This window comes from Clostridium sp. CS1-1 (assembly GCF_056135525.1).
The window spans coordinates 1,153,625-1,166,847 of sequence record NZ_CM148680.1 but is presented as its reverse complement, the minus strand read 5'-3'; the positions used below and the strand labels follow the sequence as shown (position 1 = coordinate 1,166,847).

Annotated in this window: 13 protein-coding genes and 1 pseudogene; 1 reads left to right on the top strand and 13 read right to left on the bottom strand. The window is 30.4% G+C overall.

The genetic code is table 11. From position 1 onward, the window contains the following. Positions 1–258 precede the first annotated feature (258 nt). The 4 genes from yfcE to AC0N0V_RS05190 all read right to left on the bottom strand — a co-directional run bounded on the left by yfcE (position 259) and on the right by AC0N0V_RS05190 (position 4,346). Positions 259–804: a phosphodiesterase gene (yfcE, locus tag AC0N0V_RS05205; RefSeq protein ID WP_474462532.1), complete on the bottom strand. Its 546-nt coding sequence runs from the start codon at positions 802–804 to the stop codon at positions 259–261. A gap of 190 nt (positions 805–994) precedes the next feature. Further along, on the bottom strand, positions 995–1,930 hold the full coding sequence (locus AC0N0V_RS05200; protein WP_474462531.1) for an NAD(P)/FAD-dependent oxidoreductase: 936 nt from the start codon (positions 1,928–1,930) through the stop codon (positions 995–997). An 80-nt stretch (positions 1,931–2,010) separates the two neighbouring features. Further along, positions 2,011–3,183, bottom strand: a complete 1,173-nt coding sequence (locus tag AC0N0V_RS05195; protein WP_474462530.1) for a murein hydrolase activator EnvC family protein — start codon at positions 3,181–3,183, stop codon at positions 2,011–2,013. Positions 3,184–3,617: 434 nt separating this feature from the next. Continuing rightward, a complete protein-coding gene (locus tag AC0N0V_RS05190) occupies positions 3,618–4,346 on the bottom strand; it encodes a TMEM165/GDT1 family protein (protein WP_474462529.1) in 729 nt (242 codons plus the stop codon). Positions 4,347–4,938: 592 nt separating this feature from the next. Between AC0N0V_RS05190 and AC0N0V_RS05185 the strand changes: the two are divergent. After that, a pseudogene (locus AC0N0V_RS05185) lies at positions 4,939–5,088 on the top strand (ABC transporter permease); the annotation flags it as partial. Positions 5,089–5,200: 112 nt separating this feature from the next. Here the strand turns inward: AC0N0V_RS05185 and AC0N0V_RS05180 are convergent. From AC0N0V_RS05180 to AC0N0V_RS05140, 9 genes are all read right to left on the bottom strand, one after another. Then, the gene (locus tag AC0N0V_RS05180; protein WP_474462528.1) at positions 5,201–6,622 is read right to left on the bottom strand and encodes a sensor histidine kinase; all 1,422 of its coding nucleotides are present in this window, start codon (positions 6,620–6,622) and stop codon (positions 5,201–5,203) included. A gap of 84 nt (positions 6,623–6,706) precedes the next feature. Next, positions 6,707–7,402 (bottom strand): response regulator transcription factor, encoded by a 696-nt coding sequence (locus AC0N0V_RS05175; RefSeq protein ID WP_474462527.1) that lies wholly within the window; start codon positions 7,400–7,402, stop codon positions 6,707–6,709. Between the two features lie 92 nt (positions 7,403–7,494). Beyond that, a complete protein-coding gene (locus tag AC0N0V_RS05170) occupies positions 7,495–7,761 on the bottom strand; it encodes an SHOCT domain-containing protein (protein ID WP_474462526.1) in 267 nt (88 codons plus the stop codon). A gap of 115 nt (positions 7,762–7,876) precedes the next feature. After that, the gene (locus AC0N0V_RS05165) at positions 7,877–8,293 is read right to left on the bottom strand and encodes a CBS domain-containing protein (protein ID WP_474462524.1); all 417 of its coding nucleotides are present in this window, start codon (positions 8,291–8,293) and stop codon (positions 7,877–7,879) included. A gap of 368 nt (positions 8,294–8,661) precedes the next feature. Further along, entirely contained in the window at positions 8,662–8,949 is a 288-nt protein-coding gene (locus tag AC0N0V_RS05160) for a hypothetical protein (RefSeq protein ID WP_474462523.1), read from the bottom strand. Between the two features lie 379 nt (positions 8,950–9,328). Then, positions 9,329–10,327: a lipoate--protein ligase gene (locus AC0N0V_RS05155; protein WP_474462522.1), complete on the bottom strand. Its 999-nt coding sequence runs from the start codon at positions 10,325–10,327 to the stop codon at positions 9,329–9,331. After that, a complete protein-coding gene (lpdA, locus tag AC0N0V_RS05150) occupies positions 10,317–12,026 on the bottom strand; it encodes a dihydrolipoyl dehydrogenase (protein WP_474462521.1) in 1,710 nt (569 codons plus the stop codon). The genes AC0N0V_RS05155 and lpdA overlap by 11 nt, the downstream gene beginning before the upstream one ends. A gap of 65 nt (positions 12,027–12,091) precedes the next feature. Continuing rightward, positions 12,092–12,445, bottom strand: a complete 354-nt coding sequence (locus AC0N0V_RS05145; protein WP_474462520.1) for a carboxymuconolactone decarboxylase family protein — start codon at positions 12,443–12,445, stop codon at positions 12,092–12,094. Between the two features lie 168 nt (positions 12,446–12,613). Then, positions 12,614–13,039 carry a MarR family winged helix-turn-helix transcriptional regulator gene (locus AC0N0V_RS05140; RefSeq protein WP_474462519.1) on the bottom strand — a complete coding sequence of 142 codons (426 nt, stop codon included), beginning with the start codon at positions 13,037–13,039 and terminating at the stop codon, positions 12,614–12,616. Positions 13,040–13,223: the final 184 nt, after the last annotated feature.

Genomic DNA, 13,223 nt, shown 5'->3' with positions numbered 1-13,223 from the left:
CTTGATTATATCATTAATTCCCTTTTTTATTATATTACTAAAAATTTTATATTCAAAACAAGGATACCATTGAATTGTGTTAATAATTAAATGATTACATCATTATTCACTTGATTACCTATGCATATACTTCTTTTTAGATTATATTTTAGTATTATATTAATTTTAACAAAATAAAAAAGATATAACTTTATATAAAAATAATAAGTTACATCTTTTTCAACTTACTTATATAGGAAAATAGTATTAAATAACTTCCTAAACTAAATTAATCTCCTTAAACACATTTCCTTCTAAGTCCTTTATCTTAATAGTATCTCCTTCTAAGACACCATAAGAATTTGGGTTATTTTCCTTAGGAAATGTAATTGAACCTGGATTTATTATAAATAAATCCCCACTTTTTTCTGCCTTCGATATATGGGTATGTCCATAAACGAAGATGTCTCCATCACCTAATTTAGGCAAGTTATTCTCATTATAAACATGCCCATGAGTTAAGAATAAACGTCTACCATTATGTAGAATTGTAGAGTAGGTTGACATTATGGGGAAATTAAGTACCATTTCATCAACTTCACTATCACAATTACCTCTAATAGCTATAATCTTATCTGAAAATTGATTAAGAAGTTGTGCTACTTCTTTTGGGTTGTATTCTACTGGCAACGGATTTCTAGCACCATGATATAATTCATCACCTAAAATCACAATAAAGTCTGCTTTTTCTTTCTTAAAACTTTCTATAGCTTTCTTTGTGTAATAAAGGGATCCATGTATATCTGATATAAAAAAAATCTTCATAAGTAAATTCCTCCTGTTAACACAAGTTCTATATTTTCATAGAATCTATTTTATCATTTTTTTATTTTTTAAATAACTATTACAACCTAAAAAGTTATCCTTTTTTTAAACAAAGAAGGGCTAAAATTAAAAGGATGTCTTATTTAAGTTTATGACATCCCTTCAATTTACTTAGATTTCAACTTTTTAACTACCTCTTCTTTTCAACAATGTACTTTTCCGCTGATAAGGCTGCTATTGTTCCATCAGAAACAGCAGTTGTTATCTGTCTAAAGAGTTTTTCTCTAACATCACCTGCTGCATAAACTCCTTTTATATTAGTTTGCATGCTTTCATCCGTGATAATGTATCCTCCTGATGTAAGATTTAAATAATCCTTAAATAACTCTGTTTTTGGTTCAGTACCTATATATCCAAAGACAGCACTTAACCCTATCTCTCTTTCTTCTCCAGTCTTTACATTCTTTATAAAAGCCTTATCTACAAACTGTTCACCTTCAACATTTACTAAATCCCAATTATACATAACCTCAATTTTAGGATGGTTTAAAACCTCATCAATCGTTGCTTTTTCACCTTTGAAGAAGTCTTTTCTTCTAATCATTATAACCTTTGTAGCAAACTTTGTAAGAAACAATGCTTCTTCCAAGGCCGAGTTTCCTCCACCTACAACAGCCACTGTAGTTCCTTCATACATTGCTCCATCGCAAACAGCACAATAGTGTATTCCTCTGCCAGAGAACTTTTCCTCACTTGGAATAGGCAGTTTCATCGGTGTTGCACCAGTAGAAATAACAACCACTTTTGGTCTATATATAATTTTTTTTGTTTCTATAAGCTTTTCACCATCGTTTAAAATTGCCTTAATTATTTTACTCGATCCATCTATTTTAGCGCCTAGCTCTTTGGCCTGTTCTGTCATTAAGTCAGCTAATTTCTCACCAGCTACAACCTTAAAACCAGGATAATTTTCTATAGTGTAACTATTTCTAACCTGCCCTCCTAAGATCATATTTTCAAGTAAAATCATATCAATTTTTGCCCTTGCAGCATATATGGCAGCAGTAAGACCTGCTGGACCACCACCTATTACCATTAAATCTAGATCTTTTATTTCTTTATCCATTTTTCTCTCCTTATGTTTCTAAAAGTGATATTTATTCTCTATATATGTTGCAACTTTTTTGATATGATTATTCTTAAATTCTACCTTATATAATACCCACTTGGTTCTACAGGTTGTCCACTTGAATTTCTTATTTCAAAGTGAAGATGTGGTCCTGATGAAACTCCTGAATTACCAGAATAAGAAATTAACTGTCCACCCTTTACTGTTTGTCCTACATTTACAGCTAAAGAAGAATTATGACCATAAACGGAAGTTATGTCTCCGTGATTAATCATAACTACATTACCATATCCAGACATAGATTGTGCAGCAATAACTACTCCATCCTTTAAAGCATAAACAGGCGTCCCCATTGGAACTCCTATATCCATGCCAGCATGAAGCCTACTGTAGCCTAATACTGGATGAAACCTCATACCAAAAGGTGAAGTAATAGGATACGCCCCTCCTGTTACACTGTAGAGTTTACCATTACTTTTAACTGATGCATTATTTGAACTGCTTCCCCTAGAAGGAGAAACTCTTGCACTTTGTGTAACCTTCATTTGTTGAATAACTTTAGTAAGTTCCTGAGATTCAGACTGTTCTTTAGAAATCATATTTTCATAAAAACTCTTATCTTTTTCTAGTTTTGCAACCAAGCTTTTCTTCTCATTAGACTTTGCTTTTAAAGACTTGTACTTTTCATCCGATTCTATCTTTAAACTTACTACTGTTTTCTTATTACCTTCCAATTCGTGCTTATTATCCTCTAAGATTTTCTTATTTTCTTCAATATATGTTAAAAGTTTTTTATCATAATCCATAATCTTTTTAATCATCTCTACTCTATTTAAAAGATCTGAAAAATTACTTGAACTTAAAATAACATCTACATATCCCGTATTTCCAGACTCATACATAACTCTAACTCTTTCTTTAAATAACTCTTCTTCCTTATCGAATTCCTTCTTTTTTTCCTCAATCTCTTTTTCTTTTTTCTTAATATTTGAATTTAGATCTTCTATTTTTTTGTTCAGTTCCTGTAATCTAGAAGATACTTGTCCCATTTCCTTATCTAAAATATCAAGTTCTTTTTCCTTATTGTTTTTAGCATCATTTATCTCTTCTAACTTATTCTTTTTATCTTGTATAGAGCGATTTATTTCATTTAATTTACTTTGATTTTCTTGTACATTAGCAGCATAAACTGATGAAAATAAAGAACTACTAATTGCTAAACTTACTATTAAAACTATGCTTCGTCTCACTTTATTCCTCTCCTATCTACCTCTGGTTCATTTTGTCTAAAAATCCACTTTTCTATTATAGGAGATAAATATTAAGATTTTATGAATAAATTGATAAATTAATTTAATTTAATTTGATTTTTCACTTAAATTCTTCGCAAACTTCCATTTGTAAAATCGACTTAAATTCTAACTATATTTTGTAAAAAAGACTTTTAACATAATGAAATCATTGTGTTAAAAGTCTAAGCCTTATATCTACTTTTATCCGATGACTAATAAATAATGATGGAACCATTTTAGTACCTCCTTAAGTTAAATACTTAGATTTATAATTTTATTATTTGTTATATTTATCATTTGTAGCTTTTGGGAAAATATGTTTTAACTTATTTTATGGTACTAAATTATTTGTTACCCTAAACTTTACATTCAATCTTTTTATTTAATATGAGTCAATTATAGCTTTCAACATTTTTTCTATCATCATCTATTATAGCATTATCCTTATTTAATACTATATCACAGGCCTGCCCATAATAGGCAAACCTTACACCTATAATGTATATTAATGTTCCAAGTATCAATAGGTATAAAGCTATATATAATGGACTTATTATCCATGTAGGTAATGAACTATAAAGTGTAAGTGTACCAAAAAATAAGAAAATAATTCCTGACACCCACTTTATATAAATCTCTGGTATGTGTCTACACATCCATGCACCACCTATAATTCCTATACCATCTGCAATCATCATTCCTACTGTTGTTCCCATTAATATAAAAACTGGTTGCTGGTTTTCTGCAGAAACCGCTACAGTCATTAATTGGGTTTTATCTCCCATCTCCGCTAAGAAAAAAGCAATTGCTACTGTAACTATAGGTCCAAATTTAACTTTCTTTTCATCATCTTCATCAATTTTATCTCCTCTTAGCGTCCAAAGACCAAAAATTAAAAAAGATATTCCAGCAATAATTTTTACTAAATTCATTGGTATAACATAACTTAAATAACTTCCTACTGCAACTGCAATAGCATGATTTAGAATTGTTGCGACTAGCACCCCTGTTAGTACTTGTTTCACCTTGTACTTGCTTGCCATAGCCATTGCAAGTAATTGGGTTTTATCACCCATCTCTGCAACGACTACAAGTAATAATGCCTTTGTAAATACTGTCACTTGTATTCCCCCTCTTTTTTAAGAATTAAAAAACAAAAGACTTTTAACACAACGATGTAATCATTGTGTTAAAAGTCTCACTTGACAAAATTGCCACGATAAAGCCAGGTGAAATACACCAGTATGTTGACCTTATCAACCTTTTCAGGCAGTTACTCCCTCTTAACAATGCTATTTAATTATCTCATAGATAATACTATGCTGCTTCTATCTCATTTAGTATCAAATCCAATCATTAGATATGTATCACATCCATTATCTTTTATATTAACATAAATACCACAGCAGGTACTGCAACATTTTTTACAGCCTAACCAATCTGAACTTCCTTACTTATTTCCTTGTACCTTTTATAATACCTATGTTAAGATTTCAAAATCGAATATTTTCATGTGCAATTGACTTTAATTCTATTTAATTATAATATTATTTTGTAGAAATGTTATAATTAGTAATTTCATTAATCTCGAAGGTGTTGTTATTGTCCCTACTGGAACTTAAAGACCTATCCTATACCAACGGAAATGAAATAATATTAAAAACATAAACTTAATAGTAAACTCAGGTGATTTTGTCTCTGCAGTTGGCCCATCTGGCAGTGGCAGGAGCTTCACCGATAAATGCTATTAAATATCAAATAATGGTTACATTTATGCTCTTATCTACGACTTCTATATCATCATTTATAGCCTGCTATTTAGCATATAAAAACTTTTTCAATAGCCGCAAGCAATTAATATGAGCGGGAACACTTAAATCAGCTGTTTGTATCATTATTTATAATAATTACATCTTAATTTCTTTATAAGTTTAATTAGAGAATTTAATTACAGAGAATTATCAACTAATTTTCATCATATATCCTTGGTAATTACTGATTTAGGGAATTGTATCGTAAATATACTTCCCTCTCCCTCTTTGCTTTCCACGACAATTTTTCCGCCATGAGCTTCTACTAAGCTTTTAGTTATAGTTAGCCCTATTCCAGATCCTCCAGTATTTTTACTTCTAGATAAATCAGTTCTATAGAACCTCTCAAAAATATGAGATATATCCTTTTTGGGAATACCGATTCCGTCATCTTCTACTTTAATATAGATACCTTCTTTTTCTTTCTTAAGTTCTACTACTACCTTTCCTTCTGGTTTTAAATACTTGTAACCATTGGATAATAGATTATGCATTATTTGCTTAAACTTATCTTTATCCATGCAAACACATACACTCTTTTCAACGTTTGCTACAATATTATAATTCTTTTTTGAATATAAGGGCTCAAAAGTTAATATAACTTTTTCTAGTTCACTTGATATATTAAATTTAGTCTTATTCAGTTTTGAATCTGCTTGTTCCATTTTCGCCAGATTTCGAAGATTATCTACCAAGCTTGTAAGTCTTTCTATTTCATCATAAAAACTTTTAAGTCTTTCTTCCGTTGGCTCCCATATGCCATCTAGCAAGGCCTCAACATGGGTTTTAAGTGTAGTAAGCGGTGTTCTGATTTCGTGTGCCATATCAGAAGTCAATCTTTTTCTAAGCATCTCTTGATTTTGTAGAGTTTCAGCTAAATAGTTTATTGAAGCTGAAAGTTCTTCAATCTCCTTAGTGCTAGAACTAACTTCTGCGCGAACAACTAGATTCCCAGTTCTCATTTCATTGGCGGTATTAGTTATCTTAACTAAGGGCTTTGAAACCTGCCTAGCTAAAATAAAACTTATCCCAAGTCCAAATAGTAATGCTATGAACCCCGAAAGCATAAAGGAATGATTTAATGTCATTTTGAAAGTTAAAGCTCCTTGACTTAAATAAGAGGTTCCAAAATAACCTACAATTATTGTACCAATATTCTTTTTATCTTTTACTAATGAATAAGTTTCTTCTTTATATTCTCCAACATTCATATTAGAGTAGTTCCCCATACCATTTTTCATCATATTTCCCATCATTGATTCCATCATACCTTTATGCTGAAGATGAGCATTTCCTGAATCAAAAATAACCTTTTCATTATTGTCTTTAACCTGTATATATAACTCTTCTAAAACTGCATACCTTGACACTTCATTTTTGTCGAAATTTACAAATTCGGTTTTGTCATCGTATAATTCTTGTACAACTGTTATAATCTTATTAACCTTATCCTTATGTTCATCAACTAAATAATTATTGAACTGTTTATCTACCATATAGTTTGAAATAAAACTTGCAATTAGTATTGCTCCTATAACTGTAAGAAGAAAACCTACAGATAGTTTTTTCATTAAGGACATTTTCATTCTAGCCCCTCCTGCTTCCCTTATAAACCAATAAAAATTATCAATTGTTAGATTATCTAGTTCTATTTAAGGCTTAATTTTTAGTTACCCTACAAATTTATATCCCATGCCATAAACTGTAACAATATATTTAGGAGCCTTAGGATTGAGTTCTATCTTTTGTCTTATATTTTTGATATGACTATCAATAGTCCTATCAAAACCATCAAAATCTAATCCAAAGGCCTTTCCAACTAATTGTTCCCTTGAAAATACCTGACCTGGATTAGTTAATAGTGCTAGTAGAATCTTAAATTCATTAGAAGTTAAATTTACGTGCTGATTAGCTTTTTTCACCTCCATCCTCTTTATATCTATTTCTAAATCCCCATCGTTAAAGGTTAAGTAATCAGCAAGAGGATTATAATCTCTATAAGCTCTTCTAATTAAAGCCCTAACTCTTCCTATTAATTCCCGGGTACTAAAAGGTTTAGTTAAATAGTCATCTGCTCCAATAGCTAAGCCTTCTATCTTATCATCCTCTTCTGACTTTGCCGTTAGCATGATTATAGGAACATCTGATGTAGCTCTTATCCTATTACATACCTCTTCTCCTGATATCTTAGGAAGCATTAGATCTAGAATAACTAGATGAACTATCTCGGTTTTGAATAATGATATTGCTTTTTCACCATCCATAGCCGTTAATACTTCAAAGCCCTCTTTTTTTAAATAAGCTTCAACTACTTCAACAATTTTAGGTTCATCATCAACTACCAATATTCTTTTTATATCACTCAATTTTAACACCTCTTTAATAAAAACTTATTTATTTCAACATAATTATAAATCAACCCTCTAGTTTTGAAAACTAGAGGGTGTGTAGTTAATTTTTAGATTCTACTTTTTTGTATCATAACAGTTCTTCTTTTAATATATTCTTCCTCGCTAATCTCTCCATTAGCAAATTTTTCATCAAGTATTTTTAAAGCTCCATTTGAGTTTGTTGTGCAATTCTTTATAAGCTTAATACCAAGTACTATTATACCTATAAATATTACTCCCCTGACAACCATCATTCCAAACATCCATGGACCAAATCCAAAACCTGAAACTCCCACCCCTGTGCCAATTCCAGGACCTCCAAATCCACAAAACATAATAAATTCCTCCTCAAATATATTGATTTAATTACTTTAATCTAATATTTGACTTTATTATATTTTATAAATGTGGAGCAAATATGGAGATTTTTTATTATTATAATCATATGACTTATTTTAATTCCTTCTTTAAAAAATTTTCGTAGCAATAGTTTATTATATCACTTCTCTTAATTATACCTATAAACACACCTTTATCATCTACAACAGGAACAAAATTTTGATTTACAGAAGTATGAAACAAGTCTTCTATGTTGGAATCAATATGGACAGGCTTATTTATCATTCTCCTAGGTACCCCATTTAATCTTATTTTATTAGTATTCTTAAAATCTAAGCTAGGAGTGTTTTTAAGCTTCCATAATAGATCTCCCTCAGTAAGGGTCCCTATATATTTACCATCCTCATCCAAAACAGGAATAGCTGTATATCGGTGATATTCCATTTTTTCTAAAGCTTGTCTCATAGTTGAGTTTATATTTTCACATACAACTTCACTTTTAGGTGTCAAAAAAAATGCTATATTCATAATATATTAACCGCTAATAATCTCTAAGGCTATAGATATATTCTCTTATTATTTTACTTTCATGGTTATAAAACAAAATTTCTTTTGTTTTACCTATAAAAGTTCTTTATTTATTAGCGATTTTCACCTACCTTCCTTTTGTAATTTATTTTAATAACCACCAAACTATACCTTACTTCAAATATTGTAGGTTATTTTTTATAGTAAGTATCACTTCTAGTACAATTCTATTGATGGTATAATCTAAATTATTATATGGTATTTAAATTATATCATCAATAGAATCTAATTGGAAATAAAGAAAAAGGAGGAAACTCTTTAGTTCTATTGAGCCTCTCCTTTTTCTTTATAAGTTTATTATAAGATTTCTATGTTATTTCTTTGCTCTCACCATCATGTTTTTTTGTATCACAGCAGCTACCCTTTTTATTACTGCCCATCATCATTGGTAACATAAAAATCATCATTAATGGACATAAAAATGGTGTTATCTTTCCAATTACACTACCAGCACTAGGGCTAAATCTTGATATAACTGGTAATAATCCTAAGATAACTACAGGCAATCCACAACAAATAATCATATGCAGTATATGCTTTAACGGACTATGCTTGTGATTTTCTTGTTTGTTTTTGTTATCTCCATGACAATTCATACTTACTCCTCCAATATGCTTCCTTGATTTAGAAAACAATTATCTTTAATTAAATTATATGATATTCATATAAAGAATTTATGAAGAAGTTTGAAACCTATCAAAGTTTACACTTCACATATTTTATGAGTATATACTGTGATAGAAATTTATAAATATTAAAATAGAAAAATCCAATCAAACCATCTCTAGATAAAGTTACCTTGTGACTTGAAGGTCTTAAGTTGCCTGTTTTACCGCCGTACTTTATCTGGATCTTATGGGGGGTGGTAAGAATAACTAAAATAAAAGAACCTGGAATGCACTTATTACATCTCAGGTTTTTTATAAAATATTATATAGTTATTATAATCGAATTAATAAAAAATATTTTAGTAAATTAAATTTGTAGAGATTCTATCCAATTTCTTAACTCCTCAATTATACGTGGTTCTTTACAAGGGATATCACAAATAGATTCTAGAATTACTCCTTTACGAAACAACTTACCTTTTAGTTGAATTGAGATATCATCTACAAAATTGGTGTCCATTGCATCAGAACACACTTTTACATTTGTTATGTATCCATTGTCAAGCTGTAGCCCTAACTCTATTTCTCCCCAAGAAAATCGCTTACTAAAGTTTACATCGAATTCCGGTGTCTCACCAAATCGCCATTCCCATGAGCTATATTTTTCATATAGATCTTTTAATTTTTCATTATCTAAGTTTGCATCTATATAGTACCCAAGACTGCTTCCATAAATTTTGTTAAAACTATTTTTTAGTGAAGATACCACATTATCAACTGTTATAGAGCTATTTATATCACTTAGATTAATAACTCTAGCTTGAACAGAATTGATACCTTTTGAAATTATTTTTTCTTTTGATACTTGAAGGTATCTAGAAAGTTTTGAAAAATCTACATTCACTAATATTGTTCCATGGTGATATGCACGACCGTTATCAAAGTAAAATGCATTGCCAGAAAACTTTTTATCGTTGTAAACAATATCATTTCTTCCACTAAACTCTGCTTCAACTCCTAATTCCTTTACGCCTTCCAAAATCACTTTAAGCTGTTTCTCTAAATTGTACAGTCTTTTGTTCATTAAAAAAGTGAAATTTAAATTACCTAAATCATGGTAAACAGCGCCTCCTCCAGAAAGTCTTCTGGCAAGTTTTCCTTCTTCATTTTCTAACTGTTTGTATCTACATTCTTTCCAGGGGTTTTGGTTTTTTCCGATAACAACTGTATTTTTATTCTGCCATAAATAAAGTATTACTTCATTGTCCTGAACATTATTCAATAAATATTCCTCTATGGATAGATTGTACCAAGGATCATAACTTGAAGATTGAATTATTCTTGTAGTTATATCTTTACTCTGCAAAATGTATTGCTCCTCCCTCTACTGTAAGAGCTGCTTCATGTATTATTTCACTAGTTGTTGGGTGAGCATGTATAGTTTCAACTATTTGCTCTGCAGTTAAATTATTTTTTATAGCTAATGTTACTTCACCTATTAAATCAGTTGCATGAATTCCAATAATACTGCCGCCTATAATTCTACTGGTTTTCTTATCCTTTATTAATTTAATAAACCCTTTATTCTCTCCAAAGGTTAACGCCTTCCCATTAGCTGCAAGAGGGAATTTTCCTACTTCAATGTCTATACCATACTTTTCTGCACTCTTCTCCGATACACCTACCGTTGCAATTTCTGGTTGTGTAAATATTGCTGATGGCACGACATTATAATCCATATCACAATTTTCACCCATAATATTTTTAACAGCAACTATTCCTTGATGTGAAGCAACATGAGCAAGTTGCATCATATTTGTTACATCACCAATTGCATAAATATTAGGTACGTTTGTCTGCATTTTACTATTTACCTTTATTCCTCTGCCATTATCATTTAATTCTATACCTATTTCCTCCATACCTATTCCATCAAAATAAGGAGTTCTACCTACAGCCATAAGTACTTTTTCAGTAGAAATATACTTCTTCTCTCCCTTTTGAATAAATGCAACTAAACACTCCCCGCCTTCAGTCTTTATTATTTCCTCAACCTTAGCGCCTGTATATAATCTAATGCCCTTATCCATTGCATTCTTTTCATTTTCACTACATATGTCCTTATCACAATTAATTAAACACTCATCAAAATACTCAACAATTGACACATCTACACCAAAATTCGCAAAAATATATGCAAACTCTACTCCTATAACTCCACCACCTATAATAACTATCTTTTTAGGAAGGGTGCTAATTTGCAAAGCTTCTTTACTATCAATGACGTTTTCAAGGTCAGCGCCAGGAATTGTTAACCTACTAGTAACTGAACCAGTAGCAATTATAATATTCTTTGATTTTACTGTTATATCTGTCACCTTTTCCTTAACTGTTATTGTACTAGTATCTAATATTTTGGCACTTCCATTTATGAATCTTATATTGTTTTTTATTAATAGGTATTCAATTCCTTGTGCAAGTTGTTCTACAACCTTATCTTTCCTTGAAATGACTTTTTTAATATCAATTCCTATATTTTCTGCAAAACATCCAAATTCTTCTGCTTCTTTTAGTAACTCGTATACTTCCGCTGAACGTACAAGAGTCTTTGTCGGTATACATCCACAATTTAAGCAGGTTCCACCTAACTTTTCTTTTTCTATAACAACAACTTTGGCTCCCATCTTTGCAGCTTTTATTGCCGCAACATATCCACCTGGTCCGCCACCTATTACTGTTATGTCCGCTTCAATTTCTTCTTTTAATGGCTTTAGTATATTTGAAAAATAATTAAATCCATTATTTGTTTCTTCTACTATGGGCTTACTTTCTCCACTAACTACTGCTAATACTGTATTGGAATCTATTTTATCACCTGATTCAACTTTTATGCTCACAATTGTTCCTTCTACTTCGGATTTTACTGGAGTATTTCCTTTTCCAGACTCAGAATCAAAAAGAATATCGCCTACCTTTATTATATCTCCCTCTTTATTATAAACTTTTATAATTTTAGCCTCTTTCCCATGCCCTAATGAGTTTCCAATTTTAATTTCTATATCCATAATGACCTCCTAAAGAATAATAGTAGGCAGAATTCTCCTACCTACTAGATATATTTAAAAGTATATTATTTAAAATCCTTTTCAAATTCATCAATTGAATCTTTTAACAAAGTTACGCTATATGCTATTGAAGGACCTCCACCAAATGCTACCGCAACCATAGCGGCTTCCATTATTTCTTCTCTAGTTGCACCTGCTTCTAAAGCCTTGTAAACATGGAAAACTATGCAGTATTCACATCTATTGTATGCCCCAATTGCTACACTAATTAGTTCCTTTGTTTTCGTGTCTACAGCTCCTGGTTTGTAAGCAGCTCCTAAAAGGTTCATGAAAGCGTTTACCTGCTCACCATTAGTTTGTCCTAAGCCTTGTAATCCCCCCATAAAATCATTCAAAAGTTCTCTTGGATTCTTTGCCATAATAAATTCCTCCTTAATCAATTTACTTGTATTGCTCATGATTAGTATAGCAAGTATTTTAGAATATTGCAATACTTTATAGAAATGTTATTTATAACTAATTAAGGCTACTGTACTAAAAAAGTACAATTACTATAGCCTTAATTGACATTTGTGATATGAATTTTTTTAATTTTCCGCATTTCGAGCCATCTTATTTAAAACCCTATTAAAAATTTCAAATTCTTCTTGACTTATATCTTCCGAAAAAATTTTGCTCATTTCTTCTCCAATTGGGAGCAATTCCTCAATCCTTGCTTTTCCCTTTTCAGTTAGCATTACATAAGTAACTCTTCTATCTTTCACATCTTTTACTCTTTCTACAAACTCTTCCTTTTCCATTCTATCTATTAATCTAACAACGGTTGAGTCTTTTATATCCATTTTTTCACCTAAGTCACCTTGATTCATTTTACCATCTCTCAATAAATAGTACATAACAAGCCATTGAACTCTGGTTGAACCAACTAAAACTAGTCTTTCATTCATCCTATCTGCCAACTTTTTAGCAACCTTATTTGTAATAAAGCACACACATGTATCAACATCAAACATATAAATCTCTCCTTATTTAAAGCTAACATCAATTATTATACTATAAAACTCTTGTGTAATTATATAAAATTTTATTTCTATTATTATCTTTTTGTATTAACGGAATTCTAATCTATCATTTATTTATTGAAAATCAGTAATTTTCTATTAATTTGAAAAGTGTTCACAATGAATTTTATATAAA

Coding starts and splice junctions, on each gene's coding strand:
- AC0N0V_RS05140 (WP_474462519.1), bottom strand. CDS start 13,039: ATGTTTGATGTTGATACATGTGTGTGCTTTATTACAAATAAGGTTGCT.
- lpdA (WP_474462521.1), bottom strand. CDS start 12,026: ATGGATATAGAAATTAAAATTGGAAACTCATTAGGGCATGGGAAAGAG.
- AC0N0V_RS05145 (WP_474462520.1), bottom strand. CDS start 12,445: ATGGCAAAGAATCCAAGAGAACTTTTGAATGATTTTATGGGGGGATTA.
- AC0N0V_RS05200 (WP_474462531.1), bottom strand. CDS start 1,930: ATGGATAAAGAAATAAAAGATCTAGATTTAATGGTAATAGGTGGTGGT.
- yfcE (WP_474462532.1), bottom strand. CDS start 804: ATGAAGATTTTTTTTATATCAGATATACATGGATCCCTTTATTACACA.
- AC0N0V_RS05160 (WP_474462523.1), bottom strand. CDS start 8,949: ATGAATTGTCATGGAGATAACAAAAACAAACAAGAAAATCACAAGCAT.
- AC0N0V_RS05170 (WP_474462526.1), bottom strand. CDS start 7,761: ATGTTTTGTGGATTTGGAGGTCCTGGAATTGGCACAGGGGTGGGAGTT.
- AC0N0V_RS05165 (WP_474462524.1), bottom strand. CDS start 8,293: ATGAATATAGCATTTTTTTTGACACCTAAAAGTGAAGTTGTATGTGAA.
- AC0N0V_RS05180 (WP_474462528.1), bottom strand. CDS start 6,622: ATGAAAATGTCCTTAATGAAAAAACTATCTGTAGGTTTTCTTCTTACA.